Origin of the sequence: Marinibaculum pumilum, from assembly GCF_042646425.1 — a bacterium.
Taxonomy (GTDB): domain Bacteria; phylum Pseudomonadota; class Alphaproteobacteria; order Ferrovibrionales; family Ferrovibrionaceae; genus Marinibaculum; species Marinibaculum pumilum.
Window position 1 is genome coordinate 63,091 of sequence record NZ_JBHRTR010000005.1, and the last position, 21,006, is coordinate 84,096.

Below are 21,006 nucleotides of genomic sequence, written 5' to 3' on the forward strand. Positions count from 1 at the left end.
CTCCGTGCCATTTTTCTGCTATCTGCCCGTCTTCCCCAGCAGCTTCGACAGCGCCTCGACCAGGCCGTCGGCGCGGAACGGCTTGCTGAGGAGGGGGGCGTCGCGGTGGCGGTCGGGGAGCTGTTCGCGGGTATGGCCGGTGAGGAAGAGCCACGGCGCGCCGCGTGCCGCCAGGGCGTCGGCCACGGCGTCGCTGCGGCCCTCGGTCAGGTTCAGGTCCAGCAGGGCGGCGTCCAGCTCCGCCTCCTTCGCCAGCCGCACCCCATCGTCGAGCGAATGGGCCGGGCCGACGACCTGGCAGCCGGCATCCTCCAGCATCATTTCCAGGTCCATCGCCAGCAGCACCTCGTCCTCGACGACGAGGACCTTCAGGTCGGCGAGCGGCGCGGGATCAGTCGGCATTGCGGGTGTCATCTCGGCTCTCCGCGGTCGCGGTCAGGGTGTCGGCCGCACAGGTGAAGCGGTACAGCAGCCCGTCCTTGCGGAAGGACAGGCGCGCCTTGCCCTTCAGCTGGTCGGCCACCACCGCCTGCAGCACCCGGGTGCCGAAACCGTTGCTCTCCGGCTTGGCGATCTCCGTGCCCGGATCCTCGTGCCATTCCAGGGTGAAGCTGTCGCCGTCGATCCACCATTTCACCGACAGCCGGCCCTCCGGCCGCGACAGGGCACCGTACTTGGCGGCGTTGGTGGTCAGTTCGTGGAAGGCGAGCGCCAGGGTCTGGGTCGGCCGCATGGCCAAACGGATATCCGGCCCGACGATGCTGATCCGGCCGTCGTCGGGCTCGGCATAGGCGGCGAACTCGCCATCCACCAGGCTGCGCAGGCTGGCGCCGGTCCAATGCGCCTCCGCCAGCGCCATATGGGTGCGGGCGAGGGAGTCGATGCGCGCCTCGAACATCGCCTTGAACTCGTCGATGGAGCCGGCGCGCCGGGCGGTCATCCGGGCGATGGTGTTCACCAGGGCGAGGATGTTCTTCACCCGGTGGTCCAGCTCGGCGGAGATCACCTGGTTATGCTCCTCCGCCCGCTTGCGGTCGGAGATGTCGACGGCGGCGAGGAACAGCCCCTCCAGCCCCTTCGGCCCGCCGCGCGGCGTGGCATGCACCAGGTAGGTGCGGGGCGCACAGCCCGGCGGCCGCAGCGCCACCTCCACATGGCCGGCCTTGCCGTTCAGCGCCTGCAGCAAAGCGGGTTCGGCGCGGGCGAAGGCCTCCGGCCCGAACGCCTCCGCCACGGTGACGCCTTCCAGCTCCGGCGGTGTCCAGCCCAGGGTCTCGAAGGCGCTGTTGCAGAGCTCGAAATGCAGGTCGGGGCCGACCACTCCGATCATCATCGGCAGGCCGTCCATCAGCTGGCGCAGCGCGTTATGCTCCTCCTGCCGGGCCTGCCGCGCCTCGTCCTGCGACACCGCGAGCCAGAGGATGTTGGCGATCGACTGCAGGTAGGTCAGGTCCTCCTGCAGGAAATCGCAGTCGGCGTCGTTGTAGGCGCCCAGAAGGCCCCAGGGCCGGCCGGGCGGGCCCACCGGGATGATCAGGCCGCAGCTTATGTCATGGTCGCGCAGCAGGGGGGAGGGGCGGAAGCGCTTCTCCTGGCGGAAATTCGTGACGGTCAGGGGGCCGGGGCGGTGCAGGGCATAGCCGGCATGGCTGCGGCCGGTTGCCGGGGTCCGGGTATTGCCGACCAGGCCGCGGGCCCAGCCGGCGCCGGCCACCAGGGTCAGATGCGCGCCGTCGGGGTCGAGTGCCTGGACCTCCACGAAGGGCATGCCGAGCTGCGCAGCCACCTCTGCTGCGGCGCGGTCGAGCAGGGCCGGCAGGTCTTCCGAGCCCAGCGCCAGCTCCCCCAGTTCCGCCACCGAGACCTGGCGGCTGGCCTGCGCCTGCAGCTGCCGGGCCGTCTGGCGCAGGCGGGTGACGTCGGCATAGGTGACGACCACGCCGTCGATCCGGTCGTCGCGGGTGCGATAGGGGGTCACCCGGCGCAGATAGGAGCGCTCCTCGCCCTCCTGCACCTCCGCCTCGACCGGCTCCAGCCGCTCGATCACGGTGCGGGCGTCGTCGAGCAGCCGGTCATCGTCGACCCGCATGGCGAAGTCCGCCAGCGGCCGGCCGACATCGCTGTCGACGATCCGCATCAGGTGCCGGGTCCGGTCGGAGAAGCGGCGGATGCACAGGTCGGTGTCCAGGAAGATCGTCGCGATGTCGGAGGAGGAGATCAGGTTCGCCAGGTCGTCGTTGGTCGCCTCCAGCTCCGAGACCTTGTCCTCCAGCTCGCTGTTGATGGTGGTGAGTTCCTCGTTGAGCGACTGCAGCTCCTCGCGCGAGGTTTCCAGCTCCTGGTTGGAGGATTGCAGCTCCTCGTTGGCGCTCATCACCTCTTCGTTCGCGGCCTGCAGCGCGTCGTTGGACCTTTCCGCGCGCTCGATCACTTCCGCCAGCTCGCGCCTTGTGGCCTCCAGTTCGGCCATGAACTGTTCCGCCGTGCCGGCCCCGAGCGCATCCCCGCCCGCATCGGCACCGGTGGCGGCCTGTGCCGCGTCCGGCGGCGGCGCGGCCGCTTCGGATGCGTCGCGGAAATAGACCAGGTAATGCTGTCCGGCGGTTGCGCCGGCGACCGGTTCCACCAGGATCCGCACCGTTCGCGGCTGCCCCTCCTGCAGCACCGCACTGACCACGGCCTCCGCCGCTTCGCCGCTGCGGCGGCAGGCCTGCAGCGCGCTCCACAGGCGCGGCTGCAGCGGTTCCGCTGCCATGCCGACGATGTTGCCGGTCATCACCCCGGCACGGAACCGCAGATAGGGGGTGAGGTCGCCGTGAAAGCTGGCGAAGGCGAACTCCTCATCCACCAGGACCGCCGGCGGCGCGAAGCGCGCCAGCATGGCCCGGACCACCCGGTCGACCGGCAGCCGGGCCTCCTGCATGGCGGCCGGCTCCGGCGCCGCCACCTCGCGGCTCGCCCGGTCGGCACGATGCAGCCGCGGCGGGCGGCGTCCGCTGCCGGACTTGCGGCAATAGATCCGGTGGCGCTTCAGGCGCGGCTCGAACAGCGCCTTGGCGCGGTCGACGCTCTCCGACAGGCCGAGCATCAGGTAGCCGCCCTCCTTCAGCGCGAAGTGCAGCGTCTCCACCATCCGGCCCTGGGCGTCGAGGTCCAGATAGATCAGCAGGTTGCGGCAGGTGATCAGGTCGAGCTTCGAGAACGGCGGGTCGGTGGTCGCGTTCTGGGCGGCAAAGACGATCTTCTCGCGCAGGCGCTTGGCGATCTGCAGCCGGTCCTCGACGATCTCGAAGAAGGGTTCGTAGCGCGGGGCGGGAATGTCGGCGGCGGTCCCGGCGGGATAGCGGCCGGCGCGGGCGGTGAGGATGGCCTCCTGGTTCAGGTCGGTGGCGAAGATCTGCAGGCCGAGGTCGCGCCCGCTGCGGTCGATCCGCTCCAGCAGCACCATGCCAAGGGTATAGGCCTCCTCGCCGGTGGCGCAGCCCGGCACCCAGGCCCGCAGGGTGCCGCCCACGGGCAGGCGCTCGATCAGCGGGTCCGCGATATGGCGGGCCAGCGCCTCCCAGCTGTCGCGGTCGCGGAAGAAGCGGGTGACCCCGATCAGCAGGTCCTTGGTCAGGATCTCCAGTTCCCGCGGATTCTCCTCCAGCACGCGCTGGTAGGCGGCCAGGTCTTCCGCCCGGTTCAGCGCCATGCGCCGCTGGATACGGCGGTTCAGGGTGCCTGGCTTGTAGTCCTGGAAGTCATAGCCCACCTCCCGTGCCACCAGGCCGAGGATGGCAGCGAAACCGTCCGGCTCGTGTTCCGCCAGGTCGGGAACCTGGGCGGGATTCAGCGCCGCCGCCTGCTCCAGGATGGTGGCGATGCGGCGCGGCATCTCCTCCACCGGTACGACGAAGTCCACCAGGCCGCTCTCCATCGCCGCCTGCGGCATGCCGTCGAACTCCGCATCGCCGGGTTCCTGCGCCAGCGCGACCCCGCCGGCGGCCTTGATCTCCCGCAGCCCCTGCACGCCGTCGCTGCCGGTTCCGGACAGGATGATGCCGATGGCGCGTTCGCCGCCCGCCTGCGCCTGCGAGCGGAAGAAATGGTCGATCGGGGAGCGCTGGAAGCGCGCCTCGGGCGGCTCCGTCACCACCAGGCGCCCGCCGCTCACCTCAAGATACTTGCCGGGAGGGATGATGTAGATGGTGCCGGCCCGCAACCGCTGCTCCCGCGCCGCCTCCTGCACCGTGAGGCCGGTCTGGCGGTCCAGAAGCGAGGCCAGCATGCTGCGATGGGTCGGATCCATGTGCTGGACCACCACGATCGCCGCGTCCGGCGGCCGGTCGATGGCGCCGAGCAGCCGTTTCAGGGCATCCAGCCCGCCGGCGGACGCGCCGATGCCGATCACCGGCAGCGGCGCGGCGCTGTGCTGCGGTTCCCTGTGCGGCCCCTCCGTTGACGAATCGTAGGGCATCGCTCAACGCCTCCGCGGCGGAAGCGGGGGATGCTCGTGGACGGGGCAGGGCCTGCAGCGCCCGATTTCGGGACACCGGATCATTGTGCGGCCGCCTCCGCGCCGACATGCAGGCAGTCCGGCCGGATCAGCAGCACCGCAACGCCGCCGGGCACATCCTCATGGTCGTAGGGGACGGCCCGTACGATCAGCTCCTCGTCGCCGACCCGGCCGCGCGCGGACACAGGGCGGTCGGCGCGCAGGGCCTCCGTCGCCATGCCCGACGGGTCCGCGAAGCCGAGAGAGGCGCCGACATTGGCGAGCGGCCGGCCGGTGTCGTGCGGCATGAGCTGCAGCAGGCCAGAGGCCACGTTGCTCATCCGCCGGATCGCCAGGCTCTCGTCCAGCACCACGACGCCGATGCCCAGGGTATCGAAGATGAACTCCATATCGGCGTTGAGGGCCGTGAGCTCGTCGATCTTGCGCTGATGCTCGGCGCTCACATTCACCAGCTCCTCGTTCACGGCATGCAGTTCCTCGTTGGAGGATTGCAGCTCCTCGTTCGACGCCTGCAGTTCCTCGTTGGAGGATTGCAGCTCCTCGTTCGATGCCTGCAGCTCCTCGCCGCTGGTCTCCAGCCGCTCGGTCACGTATTGCAGGCTTTCCTCGGTCAGCTTCAGGTCGCGTTCCAGCTCTTGGATGCGCTGTGCCATCAGCGCCTCGTCGCCGGAGGAATCGCTGCTCCCGGCGGCGCCCTCGCTGTCGCCGACCGGTTTCTCGATCTTCTCCACGGTGATCAGGAAATGGCGGCCGCCGGCATCGCCTTCCAGCGCCTCGATGCCGACGATGACAGTCCGCCGGTCGCCCGCGACCTGCAGCTCCAGCTGCCGGCGATACTGCCGCTCCTTGTTGCGGCGGATCCGCTCGATGCCGACATTGATCGCGTAGTGCAGGCCCTCGTGGACGATCTCCTCCACCGTGCGCTCGGCCAGGTCGCTCAGGGTGTCGACATAGTCGGAGGCATCGCCGAACCAGGTCAGCACCTCGCCCGCGTCGGAGACCAGGATGGCGGAAGGGGCATAGCGCTTCAGCAGGGCGTCATAGCCCTTCAGCAGGGTGGAGCGCGACCGCCGCTGGCGCTGGTCCATCTCCAGGCTCTGCAGGGAGGGACGCGTGGGCGCCGGCCGCGGCGCGCCGCGCAGCTGGTCGAAGGTACGGGTAAAGGTCAGCGCGTTGGCGTCGTCGCCGCGCTCGCCCTTCCAGCGGAACAGCCGCCAGGTGCTGTCGACCGCGGCGAAGGCCTCCGACTGCCGGCCCAGGCTCTCGCTCTTGCCCAGGAACAGGAAGCCGTTGCGGCGCAGGCCGAACTGGAACAGGGCCAGCAGCCGGCTCTGGGCAGCATCGTTCAGGTAGATCATCAGGTTGCGGCAGGAGATCAGGTCCAGCCGCATGAAGGGCGGGTCGCCAAGGACGTCATGCACGCTGAAGATCACCTTCTGGCGCAGCCCCGGCTCCACCGCCAGGCCGTCGGCATGGGCGACGAAATAGCGCTCCTTCAGGTCGTCGGGCAGCTTGTCCAGGGACGCTCGCGGATAGACCCCCTGGGCGGCGCGCTCGATCGAGGGGCGGTGCACGTCGGTGGCGAAGATCCGCAGCGGGCGGTCGACGCCGCTGTCGCGCATCGCCTCCATGAAGGCGATGGCCAGGCTGTAGGCTTCCTCGCCGCTGGCGCAGGCGGGCACCCAGGCGCGGACCTCCTTGTCCTCCGGCCCTTCGGTGAGGATCGTCGGCAGCACCAGGCGGCTGAGGGAGGCAAAGGCCTCCGGGTCGCGGTAGAACTCGGTGACGCCGATCAGCAGGTCCTGGTAGAGCTCCTCCACCACATCGGGGTCGTCCTGCAGTTCCGCCGCATAATCGGCGATATCCTCATGCCCCCGCAGGGTGCGGCGGCGGTCGATCCGGCGCAGCACGGTCGCCCGCTTGTAGGAGCCGAAGTCGATGCCGTGGTTGCGCTCCAGAAGCGCCAGCACCGCTTCGTGCGGATCCTCCGGCAGGTCCGACGGGCGCGCCTTTCCGGGGGCCGGGCCGGGGCGGCTCAGGATCTCCGCGATCGCCGCCGGCATCGCCGCCGGATCTAGGACACGGTCGGCGCAGCCGGAGGCGATCACCGCCCGCGGCATGGAATCGAACTTCGCATTGCCCGGCGTCTGCACCAGGATCTTGCCGCCGGCCTGCTTCAGGGTGGTCGCGCCGCGGGCGCCGTCGGCGCCGGATCCGGACAGCACCACCGCGATGCTGCGATGCCGCGACTGCGCGGCCAGGGAATGGAAGAAGGCGTCGATCGGCATGTTCGGCAGCCCGTCATGCGCGAAGGGCTCCAGCGCGATCTTCCCCTGTTCCAGGGTCACCGTGGTGTCGGGCGGGTTGAGGTAGATGGTGTCGGCCTGGACCGCCATGCCGTCCTCGACATGGCGGATGCGCAGCTTCGACCGGCGTGCCAGCAGTTCGTCCATCATCGACCGGTAGTCCGGCGACAGGTGCTGGATCACGAAGAAGGCCCAGCCGGCATCCGTCGGCGCGGCCTCGAAAAACGCCTCCAGCGGATCCAGCCCGCCGGCGGACGCACCGATGGCGACGATCGGAATGGGCTGGGACGATGGCTCCGGTGGCGTCGCGTTCATTACCCCGATCCTGCGCAGACAATCTGTCCGGCGTCAGTCGATTTGTTTCCTAGCGCAGAATTTCCAGCCAAGCGAAGCGGGGCCGGGCAGGCAACGGTACAGGGATCCGGAGCCTCAGCCGGGCAACGGGCTGCGCGGGTCGAACAGGATCCGTCCGCCCAGGGCGACGAAGCAGGCCCCCGCCACGCGTTCGATCCAGTGCCGCACCCGGCCGAGGCGGGACAGCACCGCAGGCACGGCCAGGAACAGGCTGACGGCGGCGTACCACGCAAAGGCCGTCGCGGCGACCAGGGCCACGGTGAGGGCGAGCAGCCAGGGCGGGCTGTCCGGGCCCATGGATGTGGCGAAGACGCTGGCGAACAGGACCACGGCCTTCGGATTGGTCAGGGTGACGGACAGGCCGAACAGCACCGCCCCGTGCCGCCGTCCCGGTCCGGCTGCGTCCGCCGCCGCATCCGGGAAGGTGCCGGTGCCGGCTGCCGGCCCTTCGCTGCGCCGGGTCAGCAGCAGGCGGAGGCCCAGGAAGACGAGATAGAAGCCGCCCGCGAACCGCACCGCCCAGGCCAGCCATTCGAATTCCAGCAGCAGGGCGGAGAGGCCGATCATGCTGAGCGCCGCATAGCTGCCCAGGCCCAGCGCGACACCGGCAGCGGTCAGCATGCCGTGGGCCGTGCCGCGGGTCAGGGCGGCACGGCTGACCGCCAGGAAATCCGGTCCGGGCAGCAGCAGGGCAGGGATGTAGATCGCGAAGACAGCCAGCAACGGCGCGAACGGTTCCATCGCCGCGGGGCTGCCCGCCGGCGGGTCCGGCCTGCCTCAGTCCACGCCGCCGGCGACCGGTTCCTCGGCCTGCAGGTCCTCGTCGTTCTCCGCCATCTCGAACGCCTTCAGGAAGACCTCCGGGTCCTGCGCGCCGGAGACCACGTACTTGCGGTCGATGATGAAGCAGGGCACCCCTTCGACGCCCATCTGGCGGGCCAGGGCATCCTCTTTCCGGATCAGGTCGGTATCGGCCTCGTCCTCCAGCAGCTCGGCGACCAGGCCGCGGTCCATGCCCGCTTCCTCCGCGATGCCGAGCAGCACCTGGCGGTCGCCGATATCCTCGCCATTCTCGAAATAGGCCTGGAACAGCCGCTCCACCACCAGGTCCTGCACCCCGGCGGAAGCGGCCCAGCGGATCAGGCGGTGCGAATCCAGAGTGTTCGGCGTCTTCGGGATCGCTGCGAAGTCGAAGTCGATATTCTCCTCCGCCCCGGCGTCGCGGATATTGTCGTAGATCTGCTGCGCCCGTTCCGGGCCGCCGAACTTGGCCTCCAGATAGGCTTTCCGGTCGACACCCTCGCGCGGCATCTCCGGGTTCAGCTGATAGGGCCGCCAGTCGATCTGCACGTCCAGGTCCGGCCGCTGCGCCAGCGCGCGTTCGAAGCGGCGCTTGCCGATCAGGCACCAGGGGCAGACCGTGTCGGAGATGATGTCGATGGTGTGCTGCATGGTGCCCTCCATTGGTTGCGCGGCAGCCGGCCCGCATGCACCGATCTTGTGCCAGGACAGCACGGGTCAAGGAGCGCCGCAAGCCGGCCGCGGCATGGCAGCCCCGCTGTTCAGTCCGCAGGCGGAGCGTCCAGCGCTCGCGCGGCGTCGGCGGCTTCCTGCATGCGCGCGGCATCGCCTTCCAGGCTGTCCAGGACCTGCTGCAGGCCCGGTGACAGGCTGCGGCCCGCCGCTGCAGCACGGTCGCGATGGCGCTGCAGCAGGAACAGGAACTCCGTCGGCAGATAGCCCAGGAAGCGCAGCCCGTCATGGACGAAGCGGTGCAGCCAGTCGTCCGGGGCCGCCGCCGGCGCCAGGTAGAGCAGGCGGATCAGGGCGGCATGGTCGAAGCCCGTCTCCACGGCGCCCTGCAGCAGCCGGCCGAAAAGGTCGCCGGGTTCCGTGTCGTGGCGCACGAACTGGATCTGCGCGGCGAAGCGGATCGACTGGACGACATCCAGCGGCGGCTGGAAGTGGATCGCGCCGGGCCGCCAGCGCGGGCCGAGCAGCGGCGCGAAGGGATTGACCCGGTCGGGGACATGGCCGACCGGCGCCAGGCAGAGATTGTGGGACACCAGCCGGTCGCAGCGCATGCCGTCCAGCAGGTCGCGATAGAAAGCGAGCCAGTCGGGACCGAACTCCTGGAAGCCGGCGCTGTTCAGCACGGCGTCCAGCGGCAGGTCGGCGATCGACCCCGCCAGGGCCACCGGCAGGTAGGCGATCACCGGCTGCCGCTCCGACCCGGCCCCGGAGAGGCCGGCGGCATCCGCCGCCGACAGCAGGTAGCGATGCTCCGCCTCCGGCATTTCCAGGCGCAGGAACAGCTCCGCGAAGAACAGGCTCTCCGGGAAGTCGAGGAGGAGGTAGAGCCGCGGCCGCCGGACCGGGTTGCGCAGCCACAGCCGCGCGGCCGCGCCATATCCGGCGCCGATCTCGCACAGGGCTTCGGTGCGTGGCAGATGGGCGGCGGCGAACAGGATGCCGCCGGCATGGAAGGCGGCGGTGTTGGAATGCAGGGCCGGCGGCAGGTCCTGGCCGGGATAGAGGGCGCTGGAGGCGATCACCGTGTCCGGCAGGGACAGGTGCGAATCCGTGAAGGCGGGCACCTGCCGGGCGAATTGCGGGAACTGCAGGGCCAGCGCGGCATGGCTGCGCTGCACATCCACGGCCGCCACCGCCAGGCGATGGTCGAACAGCCATTGGCGCTGCGCCTGATGGATGCCGTCCTGGGCCGCGGCGATACCGTCGATGGCCGCGTCCAGCCGCGCGCGCCCCGCATCCCAGCGGCTGCCATGCGCCGCGACCGGTTCGGTCAGCCGGGCGGCCTGGCGGTAGTGGCGACGGGCGACCGCGAGCGGGTCGCCCGTCATCGGCCTGTATCGATCAGATCATTCCCGCCAGCATGAAGGCGCCGAGCACGGCGATCGCCGTGCCGCCGACCCGATGGGCATGCACCACATGGCGGCTGACGCCGAGGCCGGCGAGACCGCCGACCAGCATGCCGGCGCCGTGCAGCAGGGCGGTGGCGAGCAGGAAGCCGCCGACATAGGCGAGGCTGGAGGCAGCCGCCGGCATCTCCGCGCCATGGGCATGGCCGTGGAACAGGGCGAAGAAGCCGACCAGCGCCATCGCGCCCAGGGTGGCGAGCCGGATCCGGAACGCCAGCGCGAGGCCCAGCACCAGGACTGACAGCGCGATGCCGAGCTCGACGAACGGCAGGGTGATGCCGGCCAGGGCCAGCAGCCCGCCGGCGACCATCGTGCCCAGGAAGGCGGCCGGCACCAGCCAGAGCGCGCGGCCGCCCAGGATGGCGGCGAACAGGCCGACCGCCACCATGGCCAGCAGATGGTCCAACCCGCCCAGCGGATGCAGGAAGCCGGAGAAGAAGCCTGTCGCATAGGCGCCGGCGGCGGCGGCATGTCCGGTATGGGCCGCGGCCAGGGCCGGCGCCAGGAGGACCGACGCGCCGATCGCGCTCGACAGGGCCAGCCGGGCAGGGCGGCGGGACGCATGGATACGGTTCGACATGGCGGGGTCCTTCTCCGGATGCTGCGCTGCGGCAATTTCAGCGCGAATCCGCCTCCCTGCACAAGCCCGCAGAGCAAGCCTGCTGATCGATTGCCGCTCATGTCGGAACGCTGCGGCCGAAAGGCAGGCCGGGACAAGCACCGGAAATGGCGCTAGACCGGCAGGCCGCGAGAACCGGAACCATGGCCCGCATCGCCGCGGGCGGCCAAGGAGGGGAGAGGATCGATGAGCGCCTTGCTGGACCTGAGCGGAATGACGGCCCTTGTGACCGGGGCCTCGTCGGGCCTGGGTGAGCGTTTCGCCACGGTGCTGGCCGGCGCCGGCGCGCGGGTCGCCATCGCGGCACGCCGCACCGAGCGGCTGGAGGCCCTGCAGGCCCGCATCGAAGAGGCGGGCGGCCGCGCGCTGCCGGTGCGCATGGACGTCACCGACCTGCAGAGCATCGCCGACGCCGTCGCCCATGTGGAGACGGAACTCGGGCCGATCCACGTGCTGGTGAACAATTCCGGCGTGAGCGCACCGAAGCGCATGACCGAAGTCACGGAGGAGGACTACGACTTCGTGATGGACACCAACCTGAAGGGGGCCTTCTTCGTCGCCAAGGAGGTGGCCGCGCAGATGATCCGGCACGGGGTCAAGGGACGTATCATCAACATCGCCTCGGTGGCGGCCCACAAGTATCTCGGCCTGCTCGGTGTCTATGGCATGTCGAAATCGGCGGTCGTCTACATGACGCAGGCGATGGCCGCGGAATGGGTGCGGAACGACATCAACACCAATGCGATCTGCCCGGGCTATATCGAGACGGAGATGAACCGCGACCACTGGGAGACCGAAGGCGGCCGCAAGCTGATGGCCATGCTGCCGCGCAAGCGGGTCGGCGATGTCGGCGATCTTGACGGTGCCCTCCTTCTCCTGGCCAGCCCGCAATCCCATTTCATCAACGGCGCGGTAATCAACGTGGACGATGGGATGTCATGTCTGTAGGAAATCGGGTTCTCAAGTCGGCGCCGCTGGCCGCGGTGCCGGTCGCGCTCCTTCTGCTGGCGGGCTGTGCCGGCCAGGGGGCCGGTTCGGCATCGAACGCGGCGTACGAGCAGGCCTGCCGGAGCCAGGGCTATGCCCCTGACGAACGGGGCTGGAACAACTGCATCAGCCGGCAGCGCAGCCAGGAGGCAGCCGAACGGCTGCCGCACGACAGCATCCGCTGGGGGATCTGACCCCCCGGCGGGCGGAACGGGGAGGGGGAATGGCAGAAGAGAGTGCCGCGCCGCTGGCCGGCGTGACGGTGATCGACCTGACCCGGGTGCTCGCCGGCCCCTATTGCACCATGGTGCTGTCGGATCTGGGCGCCCGGGTCATCAAGGTCGAGGTTCCGGGCACCGGCGACGATTCCCGGTCGATCGGCCCGTTCACGGAGGACGGGCGCTCCGCCTATTTCATGTCGCTGAACCGCGGCAAGGAGAGCATCGCCCTGGACCTCAAGGCACCCGACGACCGGCAGGTCCTGATGGACCTGCTGGCCGGGGCCGATGTCCTGGTGGAAAATTATCGCGGCGGCACGATGGAGAAGCTCGGCCTGGGCTGGGACGTGCTGGAGCCGCGCTTTCCCCGGCTGATCTATGCCGCCGTCTCCGGCTTCGGCCATAGCGGCCCCTACATGAAGCGGGCCGCCTACGACATGGTGGTCCAGGCGATGGGGGGCGTGATGAGCCTGACCGGGCATCCCGGCGGCCCGCCGACCCGGGTCGGCAGTTCGATCGGCGACATCACCGCCGGCATGTTCCTGACCATCGGCGTCAACGCCGCGCTGTACCGGCGGGAGCGCACCGGCCGGGGCGGCAAGATCGACGTGTCGATGCTGGACAGCCAGGTCGCGATTCTGGAGAACGCGATCGCCCGCTATGTCACCACCGGCCAGGTTCCCGGCCCGCTGGGCGCGCGGCATCCGTCGATCACGCCGTTCGAGGCCTTCGCCACGGCCGACGGCCATGTCGTGATCGCCGCCGGCAATGACGGCCTGTTCCGGCGCCTGGCGGAGACATTGGGCCGCGCCGATCTGGCGAGACGCGAGGAATTCCTCAGCAACGAGGCGCGGACCCGCAACCAGCCGGCCCTGAAGCAGGAGATCGAGGCGGCCCTGCAGGCGGCCGGCACCGAGGAATGGCTGCGCCGGCTCGACGCGGCGGGCATCCCCAGCGGGCCGATCAACGACGTCGCCGCCGTGCTGGACGACCCGCAGGTGCGCGCCCGCAACATGGTGGTCAGCGCCGATGACGGCGCCGGCGGCCGCATGCGGATGGCCGGCAACCCGATCAAGTTCTCCGACATGGCCGATCCCGACAGCCGCGGCCGGCCGCCGGCGCTGGACGAGCATGGCGCGGCAATCCGCGCCGCGCTGCGGGCCGGCAAGGACTGAGCGACGGGCCGCCCGCCGATGACCGGATCCCCGGCCGGTGCGGCGGGCACCTTCGCCGATGCGCTGGAGGCGGCGAGGCAGCGGCACCGCGCGGGCGAGATCGCGGCGGCTGCCGAGGTCTATGAGCGCCTGAACCGGGCAGACCCGTCGCATCCCGAACCCTGGCACCTGCTGGCGGTGGTGGCCCACCAGACCGGCGCGCAGGAGCGTGCGGTGCTGCTGGCGGAGGAGGCCATCCGTCGCGACCCCGCGCGGGGGGCCTATCACAACACCCGCGGCAGCGCCCTGCGCCTGCTGAACCGCATGGCGGAAGCGGAGAGCGCCTATCGTCGCGCCCTCGACCTGGAGCCTGGTTCGCCGCTCTACGCCACGAACCTTGCCGTTGTACTGCTGGAAACGGCCCGGCCGGCCGAAGCGTTGGAGATGACCGGGCGCGCCCTGCAGGCCGCGCCGGACGATCCTTCGGTCCTGAACACAAGCGGCCTCGCCCTGCAGGCGCTGCAGCGGCTGCCGGAGGCGCTGTCGGCCTTCGATCGTGCCGTCGCACGGGCACCGGGTTTCGCCGATGCGCAGAGCAACCGGCGGCTGGCTCTCCTGCAGACGGGGGAGGCCGCCGCCGCCCGCGCCGCTGCCGAGGCCTGGCTGGCCCGGATGCCCGCGGACCGCGACGCACTGACCCACCTGGCGGCCGCGCTGGCGCAAGCCGGCGACGCACCGGCGCTGGCCCGGCTGCTGCCGCTGGATCGCCATGTCGTCCCGCTTGTCCCGCTGCTGGCCGACGGGACCGCGCCAGACGCGGCATTCAACGCCGCTCTCGCACGCCATTGCGTGGACCATCCCACCCTGCAGGCGGACAGGCACGACAAGGCCACGGCTCAGGGGCGGCAGACCGACGACCTGACCGTCGGCGCACCGCCGGAACTACGCGCCCTGCTGGAGGCCATCGACCGGGCGGCCCGCCGGCTGGCTGCCGACCTCCGCCGGGCGGAGCCGGAGCATCCCTGGGCCGGCCATGTGCCGGCCGACTGGCGGATGCGGGTCTGGGGCACCGTGCTGCACAATGGCGGCCACCAGCGGCCGCACACCCATCCGGCGGGCTGGCTGAGCGGCGTCTACTACGTCCAGGTGCCCGGCATCCTGCCGGTGGCCGAGGCGCCTGAAGGGCGGGCCGGCTGGATCGAGTTCGGCCGGCCCGATCCGGCGCTGAACGTCGCCGCCGGTTTCCAGCTGCGCGATATCGCACCGGTGGCGGGGCAGGCGGTGCTGTTTCCCTCCAATGTCTGGCACCGCACCCATCCCTTCGCGGGGGAGGGTCTGCGAATCAGCATCGCCTTCGACTTCATCCCCACCGCCTGATCCGGCCTCCGCCAATCGACCGGTCGCGCGGATCGCTTCCGGAAGCTATTCTGGCCGGCCAGATGACAACCGTTCGGTGCAGGTCCGGGGGGAACCGGCGCGCCCGGAAGGAAAGTGCGATGACACAGCCTGCCGTTGTGGCAGAGGAGGGGTTCGCCGAGCTGTCCGCCCGGGCGGAGGCGCATAACGTCAGCCCGGTGACCCTGCTTGCGACCGACTATCTGAATCACTTCAACGAAGTGCTCATGCTGCTCGAGATGCTGCCGATGGCGCCCGATTGCGCGGCCGACGTGCGCGACTGGGCGCCGAAGAGCTATGAGCGGCATTTCGCGGAGAGCGGCTTCACCGACCGGGACTTCGTGATCCGTGCCTATGCGGCCGCGCCGCAGGAATATCGCGATCCCTTCGACATGACGATCGAGGCGCTGAACGGGCAGATCGCCGCCGCCGTGGATGAATGCTGCGGCCTGGCCGAGAGCGGCGCGGACGAAACGGTCCTGGCGATGGCGGTGGAGAGCCACCTGCCGCATCTGCGCGCCACGGCGGAGCGGGCCAGCGCCCTGATCCACGGCTATCTGGAGCCCGACGTCGCGGCGGAGGATGCACAGTCCGCCATCGACGCCCTGTTCGACTGAGCGGACCGGCACCGCTGCACCGACAGCCGGCGGCGCGAGCGATTGTGATCGCCCGCCGCTTGCCGTGCCGGCGGCTGCGGCGCATGTCTTGCCCCATGCACCGCGGCCTGCCGCCGCGGCGCCTCCGACCGGATATTCGAGAAGGGAAGGCATGGTTCTGCGAAACCTCCGCCGCACCTGCGGACTGATCCTCGCCCTCGGCTTCGCCCTGGCCGTCGTGCCGGCGATCCCGGATGCCGCAGCGCTGGACCTGCCCGAGCGCTGGCCCGCAGTGCAGGGCAGCCGGGCCCAGGGCCAGGAGGTGCGCTTTGCCACGGCCAGCCCCTTCTCCCTGGCGGAAGTCGCCGCCAAGGCCGCGCCGGACGATGAGGCGCTGGGCTATTTCTTCCTGCCGGACGGCGCCTCCGCCGATGCGCCGGTGCCGGCTGTGGTGATGCTGCATGGGGCCGGCGGCATCCAGGGCGCGCGGGAGATGACCTACGGCGCGCAGTTCGCTGATATGGGGATCGCCGCCCTGGTGATCGACGTGTTCGGCGCGCGGCGCGACATCGCCACCGGCTTCGTGAACCGGCTGATCAACATCACGGAATCGGCGATGGTCACCGATGCCTATGCGGCGCTGGACTGGCTCGATGCGCAGCCGGAGGTCGATGCCGACCGGGTGGTGCTGATCGGCTTTTCCTACGGCGCCATGTCGACCGTGTTCGCGGCCTATGATCAGGTTGCGGACCTGTTTGCCGGTCCCGGCGACCCGCGCTTCGCCGGGCATATCGCCTTCTACGGGCCCTGCATCGCCCGCTTCCGCGACGCCAGGACGACCGGCGCCCCGGTCCTGTTCCTGTCCGGCGGCAGGGACGCCATCGTCGATCAGGACCGCTGTAGCGAGATCCAGGACGATCTGCGGCGCGGCGGCTCGCGGGTCGAGAACATCGTCTATCCCGAGGGCATGCACCAGTGGGACGGGCATTTCGGTTCGCCCCGCATGATCGGGCGCAATCTCGCCCCGTGCAGGCTGGAGGTCGCGCCCGATTTCAGCGTGACCGACCTGCGCAGCACCCTGCCGATGGCGAATACCTTCTTCCGCAAGGTGATCCTGGGGCTCTGTGCCGGTTCGGAGGGCTATATGATCGGCCGCGACGACGCGGTTCGCAGCCGCTCCAACCAGGAGATCGGGCGTTTCCTGGAAGAGGTGCTGGGGCAGGGCGACGGCGCGTCGTAGCAGCGGCGGGGCCGGGTCAGGCCTCGCAGGGATGGCAATCGGGGCAGGCGGTCGGGACCGAGCAGGGGCGCCCCCTTCCCGACGCCGCCATTCCATGGCTGGCTACTTTCCCCCAGATTCGTCACCGCCGGGCTTGTCCCGGCGGTCTATGGTGCGGTGAGGCTCAATAAGGACAGGCACCGATCATTGAGAAGCGGCGCCATGGACCCGCGGGACAAGCCCGCGGGTGACGCATCGGGGACAGGCAGACGTCCCACTCTGGCGGTTCAGCGATCCGAATCGGACCTCAGCGCGCCCGGCTCCATTGCCGCAACCCTGCGCCGCCGTCGCCCGGCCGCCGCGATCCTCAGGCCGGCCGGATCGGCCGGTATTGCGGCGTCCAGAAGCGCGCGGTGATCCGCTCCGAGATCTCGGCATCGCCGATTTCCGGTGCCAGGCCTTCCTTCACCGCCTGGCGGGCGACCGCCTCGGCGATCTTCACACTGACCGCGCGTGCATCGGCGAGCGGCGGCAGGATCGCGCCGGTCGGGTCCTTCAGCGCCGGGGCCTGTTCGCCCAGCGCTCGGGAGGCCGCCATGAACATGGCGTCGCTGACCCGGCGCGCGCCGACGGCGAGGATGCCGAGCCCCATGCCGGGGAAGATGTAGGAATTGTTGCACTGGGCGATTGGATAGCTCTTGCCGCCCTGGGAGATGGGGGCGAAGGGGCTGCCCGTGGCCACCACCGCACGGCCGTCGCTCCACTGCAGCACCTGGGCCGGCGTTGCCTCCACCCGCGAGGTCGGGTTGGACAGCGGGAAGACGATCGGCCGCTCATGCTTCGCCGCCAGGGTGCGTATGATCGTCTCGGTGAACAGGCCGGGCTGGCCGGAGACGCCCAGCAGCACGTCCGGCGCCGCCTTCTCCGCCACCATGTCGAGGCCGATCGCCTGGCCGGGATCCATCCCCAGGCTGCTGACATGGTCCGCCGGCTGCGCCAGCGGCTTCTGGAAGTCGAGCAGGTTGGGCATCGCGTCGTGCAGCAGGCCGTAGCGGTCGACCATGAACATGCGGCGGCGCGCCTCGTCCGGCGGCAGGCCCTCCTCGATCAGCGCCTGCACGATCTGGGAGGCGATGCCGCAACCGGCGGCGCCGGCCCCCAGGAAGCCGAAGCGCATATCGGAGAGCCTGCGCCCGACGACATTGGCGGCGGCGAACAGGGTGCCGACCGCGACGCAGGCGGTGCCCTGTATGTCGTCGTTGAAGGTGCAGAGCTGGTCGCGATAGCGGTTCAGCAGCGGCCCGGCATGGGTCTGCGCAAAATCCTCGAACTGGAACAGCACGTCCGGCCAGCGCCGCTTGAGCGCCTGGATCACCCGGTCGACGAAATCGTCGTAGTCCTGCCCGGTGATGCGCTCATGCTTCCAGCCGATATAGAGCGGGTCGTCCAGCCGCTCCTGGTTGTTGGTACCGACGTCGAGCAGGATCGGCAGGGTGGTCGCCGGGTCGATTCCGCCGCAGGCGGTATAGAGCGACAGCTTGCCGATCGGGATCCCCATGCCGCCGGCACCCTGGTCGCCGAGACCCAGGATCCGCTCGCCGTCGGTGGCCACGATCACCTGCACGTCGGGCAGCGGCACGTTGTCGAGCATCTGCTCGATCCGGTCGCGGTCGGGATAGCTGATGAACAGGCCGCGCGGCCGGCGATAGATCTCGCTGAAGGTCTGGCAGGCCTCGCCCACCGTCGGCGTGTAGAGGATCGGCATCATCTCCGGCAGGTGATCGATCACCAGGCGGTAGAACAGGGTCTCGTTGCGGTCCTGCAGGGCCCGCAGGTAGATGTGCCGCTCCAGGTCGTTGTCCTTGCGGCTATAGGCCTCGTAGGTGCGGCGGACCTGGTCGCCGAGGGTGGAGACATGCGGCGGCAGCAGGCCGCGCAGGCCCAGCAGGTCGCGCTCCTCCTCGTCGAAGGCGGTGCTCTTGTTCAGGAGCGCCGTCTCCAGCAGCGGCGCGCCGCGCAGGTCGGTCCTGATCGGCTCGTTCTCGCTGTGGCCGTGCGTCGCCGTGGCCTCGGGCATGGTTCGCCTCCCCCTCGTGCTCGTTGACTGTTCCCTTGGCGGCTCCTGGGCCGCGGCGGGTCAGGATTCCGTCGTCTGGATGTCCTTGTGCAGGTCGCCGCCGGCCAGGTCGGCGCCATCGAAGGCGTCGCTGTGCTGCGGGATTTCCAGGTGCAGGTTGATGGTATGGTCGATGGCCAGGCGGCCCTCGGCGATCGTGAACGCGGTCATGTGGCCGCCGCAGGTCCGGTCATCGTCGATGAAATGCAGGTGATAGCCCGGGATGTTGATGCCGACCGTATAGTCCGGCAGGCGGAAGCCGATCAGGCTGCCGCGAATATCGCGATACGCGAACTTCGGCTGGTTCTTCACCACCTCGACCATCGGCGGATAGGGCTTTTCCTGACGCGGCACGGTGCGTACCTCGACATGGGAGAACAGCCCGTCGACACGGACCGCATAGAAGCCGTTGCGCTTCGGGGCGACCCGGTCCAGCAGCTGCTCGAAGGCTGCGCGGTCCATCGGGCCGTCGATCTCCTGCTCCAGCTCCGCCTGGAAGAACATCACCGACGAGAAGGGTGTCTTCCAGTCCGGCTGCACCGCATGCGCATTCCCGTCGGCGCGCAGGGCGTAGAATTCACCGTCGATCAGGATCATCTCGCCGTCCAGGGCGTTGAAGGTGCCCAGCCCGAAATCGCCGTGCCGCGCCAGCTCGCCGAAGGTCATCTCGCCGTCATAGACGCCGTTCAGCAGGGCCGACATCATCGAGGTCTGGAAGAATTCCTGCGCCTTCTCGTGATCCTCGTGGATCCCGGCATCGCCATCGTGATGCGCATGCAGGGCGCGGGCGAACATGATCTCCGGGTCGCGGTGGTGGTCGTGGCTGTCGCTCATCGTGGAACCTCCTGCCGGTGCGGTGCCGGCGGTACGCGCCTGCGCCGGGCTCAGTTGGCGCGGTTGGGGTCCATGGCCCGGCAGAGCGCGTCATTGTCGCGATAGTCGATCGGCACGTCGACGATGACCGGGCCGGGCGCGTCCATCGCCGCCTGCAGCACTGGCCGGATCTCGTCGGGTGTGGAGATCCGCATGCCGCGCGCGCCGAAGCTCTCGGCGAAGGCGACGATATCCGGGCTACCGAAATGCACCGCGGCATCGCGGCCGTATTTCATCATCTGCTGGATCCGCACCATGTTGTAGGTGCCGTCCCGCCAGACCAGGTGGACGAAGGGCGTCTTCAGCCGCACGGCGGTCTCCAGCTCGACCGCGGAAAACAGGAAGCCGCCATCGCCGGAGATCGAGACCACCTTCTCGCCCGGGCGCGCGAGGCAGGCGCCGATCGCCCAGGGCAGGGCGACGCCGAGGGTCTGCTGGCCGTTGCTGAACAGCAGGCGGTGCGGCTCGAAGCTGAGGAAGTAGCGGGCCATCCAGATGTAGTGGGAGCCGATGTCGCAGGCGACGGTGACGTCGTCGCCGATCATGTCGCGCAGTTCGTGGATCAGGCGCAGCGGATGAACCGGTGCCTCGCCATGGCCGGCGCCTTCGCCGATCTGGGCGAACAGCTCCCGCCGCAGCGGGCCGGCGACCGGCAGGTCGGCGACGCATCGCGGCCCTGTCAGCGTTTCGGCGAGGGTGTCGAGGGTGGCGGCGACATCGCCGACCAGCTCGACCGCCGGGTCGTAATAGGTGTCGATGTCGGCGGCCGCGAAGTCGACATGCACGATCTTCCGCCGGCCGGTCCGGTTCCAGATCCGCGGGTCGTACTCGACGGGGTCGAAGCCGACCGCCAGGACCAGGTCGGCGGCGGCCAGCAGGCGGTCGCCGGGCTGGTTGAGGAACAGTCCGACCCGGCCGACGAAGCAGTCCAGCAGCTCGCGCGAGACGGTGCCGGCGCCCTCGTAGGTGCAGACGGTCGCCAGCGGGAAGCGCTTCAGCAGGCGGCGGATCGCCGCGGCCGGCGCCGCACGGCTGCCGTTGAGGCCGATGAACAGCACCGGGCAGGCGGCGGCGTCGATCAGGGCGGCGGCATCCGCCACCGCGTCCGGCGCGGCGGCGCCCTGCGGCGTGGCGCCGGTGGGGCCGATCACCGGGACGGCCGTGCGCTCGGCCAGCACATCCTGCGGGACCGACAGGAAGGCGGCGCCGGCGCGCGGCGTGGCGGCGGCGCGGAAGGCATTGGCCAGCGCTTCCGAAAGGTCGTCGGGGTCCTCCACCTCGGCGCTGTACTTGGCGAAGGGCTTGAACACCGCGACATTGTCCAGCGACTGGTGGGTGCGCTTCAGGCGCTGGCCCCGGGCCACCGCACCGCCGATCGCGACCACCGGGTCGCCGTCGCCGGTGGCGGTCAGCAGCCCCGTCGCCAGGTTGGTCACGCCGGGGCCGGAGGTGGCGATGGCGACGCCGGGCCGGCCGGTGATGCGGCCGATCGCCTGGGCGATGAAGCAGGCATTCTGTTCGTGTCGGCAGACCACCATCTCGATCCGGGAATCGTTCAGGGCGTCGAACAGCGCATCGATCTTCGCGCCGGGGATGCCGAAGGCGTGGCGGACGCCCTGTGCCTCAAGAGAGCGTGCGAGGAGCATGGCGCCGGTCGGCGGATTGTCGGTCATGACCCCTGCTTCCTCCCCTGGTAGCTGCGCAGATCATAGATGATTTGCGGTGCCCGGAT

At 70.1% G+C, this 21,006-nt stretch carries 16 protein-coding genes; 6 read left to right on the forward strand and 10 right to left on the reverse strand.

The genetic code is table 11. The features are described from left to right. Positions 1-18 precede the first annotated feature (18 nt). From ACFOGJ_RS01325 to ACFOGJ_RS01355, 7 genes are all read right to left on the reverse strand, one after another. Positions 19-402 (reverse strand): response regulator, encoded by a 384-nt coding sequence (locus tag ACFOGJ_RS01325; protein ID WP_379897587.1) that lies wholly within the window; start codon positions 400-402, stop codon positions 19-21. Beyond that, the gene (locus ACFOGJ_RS01330) at positions 392-4,459 is read right to left on the reverse strand and encodes a chemotaxis protein CheB (protein WP_379897588.1); all 4,068 of its coding nucleotides are present in this window, start codon (positions 4,457-4,459) and stop codon (positions 392-394) included. The genes ACFOGJ_RS01325 and ACFOGJ_RS01330 overlap by 11 nt, the downstream gene beginning before the upstream one ends. An 80-nt stretch (positions 4,460-4,539) precedes the next feature. Then, positions 4,540-7,119: a chemotaxis protein CheB gene (locus ACFOGJ_RS01335; RefSeq protein ID WP_379897590.1), complete on the reverse strand. Its 2,580-nt coding sequence runs from the start codon at positions 7,117-7,119 to the stop codon at positions 4,540-4,542. A gap of 114 nt (positions 7,120-7,233) precedes the next feature. Then, positions 7,234-7,899: a LysE family transporter gene (locus ACFOGJ_RS01340; RefSeq protein ID WP_379897591.1), complete on the reverse strand. Its 666-nt coding sequence runs from the start codon at positions 7,897-7,899 to the stop codon at positions 7,234-7,236. Between the two features lie 36 nt (positions 7,900-7,935). After that, positions 7,936-8,610: a DsbA family oxidoreductase gene (locus ACFOGJ_RS01345; protein ID WP_379897593.1), complete on the reverse strand. Its 675-nt coding sequence runs from the start codon at positions 8,608-8,610 to the stop codon at positions 7,936-7,938. 110 nt (positions 8,611-8,720) lie between these two features. Next, entirely contained in the window at positions 8,721-10,019 is a 1,299-nt protein-coding gene (locus tag ACFOGJ_RS01350; RefSeq protein WP_379897594.1) for a hypothetical protein, read from the reverse strand. A 13-nt stretch (positions 10,020-10,032) separates the two neighbouring features. Continuing rightward, the gene (locus ACFOGJ_RS01355; RefSeq protein ID WP_379897595.1) at positions 10,033-10,677 is read right to left on the reverse strand and encodes a HupE/UreJ family protein; all 645 of its coding nucleotides are present in this window, start codon (positions 10,675-10,677) and stop codon (positions 10,033-10,035) included. 225 nt (positions 10,678-10,902) lie between these two features. On the opposite strand from ACFOGJ_RS01355, the gene ACFOGJ_RS01360 reads away from it, so the two are divergent. The 6 genes from ACFOGJ_RS01360 (at position 10,903) to ACFOGJ_RS01385 (ending at position 16,306) form a co-directional block, all read left to right on the forward strand. Next, positions 10,903-11,664 (forward strand): SDR family oxidoreductase, encoded by a 762-nt coding sequence (locus ACFOGJ_RS01360; RefSeq protein ID WP_379897596.1) that lies wholly within the window; start codon positions 10,903-10,905, stop codon positions 11,662-11,664. Continuing rightward, positions 11,655-11,897, forward strand: coding sequence for a hypothetical protein (locus ACFOGJ_RS01365; RefSeq protein WP_379897597.1), 243 nt, complete (start codon positions 11,655-11,657; stop codon positions 11,895-11,897). Before ACFOGJ_RS01360 ends, ACFOGJ_RS01365 begins: the two co-directional genes overlap by 10 nt. A 29-nt stretch (positions 11,898-11,926) precedes the next feature. Beyond that, complete coding sequence (locus ACFOGJ_RS01370) at positions 11,927-13,096, forward strand: CaiB/BaiF CoA transferase family protein (protein WP_379897598.1); 1,170 nt, start codon at positions 11,927-11,929, stop codon at positions 13,094-13,096. A gap of 18 nt (positions 13,097-13,114) precedes the next feature. Next, positions 13,115-14,452, forward strand: a complete 1,338-nt coding sequence (locus ACFOGJ_RS01375; protein WP_379897600.1) for a putative 2OG-Fe(II) oxygenase — start codon at positions 13,115-13,117, stop codon at positions 14,450-14,452. A 119-nt stretch (positions 14,453-14,571) separates the two neighbouring features. Continuing rightward, positions 14,572-15,087 (forward strand): hypothetical protein, encoded by a 516-nt coding sequence (locus ACFOGJ_RS01380; RefSeq protein ID WP_379897601.1) that lies wholly within the window; start codon positions 14,572-14,574, stop codon positions 15,085-15,087. 151 nt (positions 15,088-15,238) lie between these two features. Beyond that, positions 15,239-16,306: a dienelactone hydrolase family protein gene (locus ACFOGJ_RS01385; RefSeq protein WP_379897603.1), complete on the forward strand. Its 1,068-nt coding sequence runs from the start codon at positions 15,239-15,241 to the stop codon at positions 16,304-16,306. A 346-nt stretch (positions 16,307-16,652) separates the two neighbouring features. Here the strand turns inward: ACFOGJ_RS01385 and ACFOGJ_RS01390 are convergent, their stop codons facing one another. From ACFOGJ_RS01390 to alsS, 3 genes are read right to left on the reverse strand one after another with little or no spacing between them, the layout of a single operon-like run. Then, a complete protein-coding gene (locus ACFOGJ_RS01390; RefSeq protein WP_379897604.1) occupies positions 16,653-18,362 on the reverse strand; it encodes an NAD-dependent malic enzyme in 1,710 nt (569 codons plus the stop codon). Positions 18,363-18,422: 60 nt separating this feature from the next. Beyond that, on the reverse strand, positions 18,423-19,235 hold the full coding sequence (gene budA, locus ACFOGJ_RS01395) for an acetolactate decarboxylase (RefSeq protein ID WP_379897605.1): 813 nt from the start codon (positions 19,233-19,235) through the stop codon (positions 18,423-18,425). Positions 19,236-19,285: 50 nt separating this feature from the next. Continuing rightward, a complete protein-coding gene (gene alsS / locus ACFOGJ_RS01400) occupies positions 19,286-20,947 on the reverse strand; it encodes an acetolactate synthase AlsS (RefSeq protein WP_379897606.1) in 1,662 nt (553 codons plus the stop codon). Positions 20,948-21,006 lie beyond the last annotated feature (59 nt).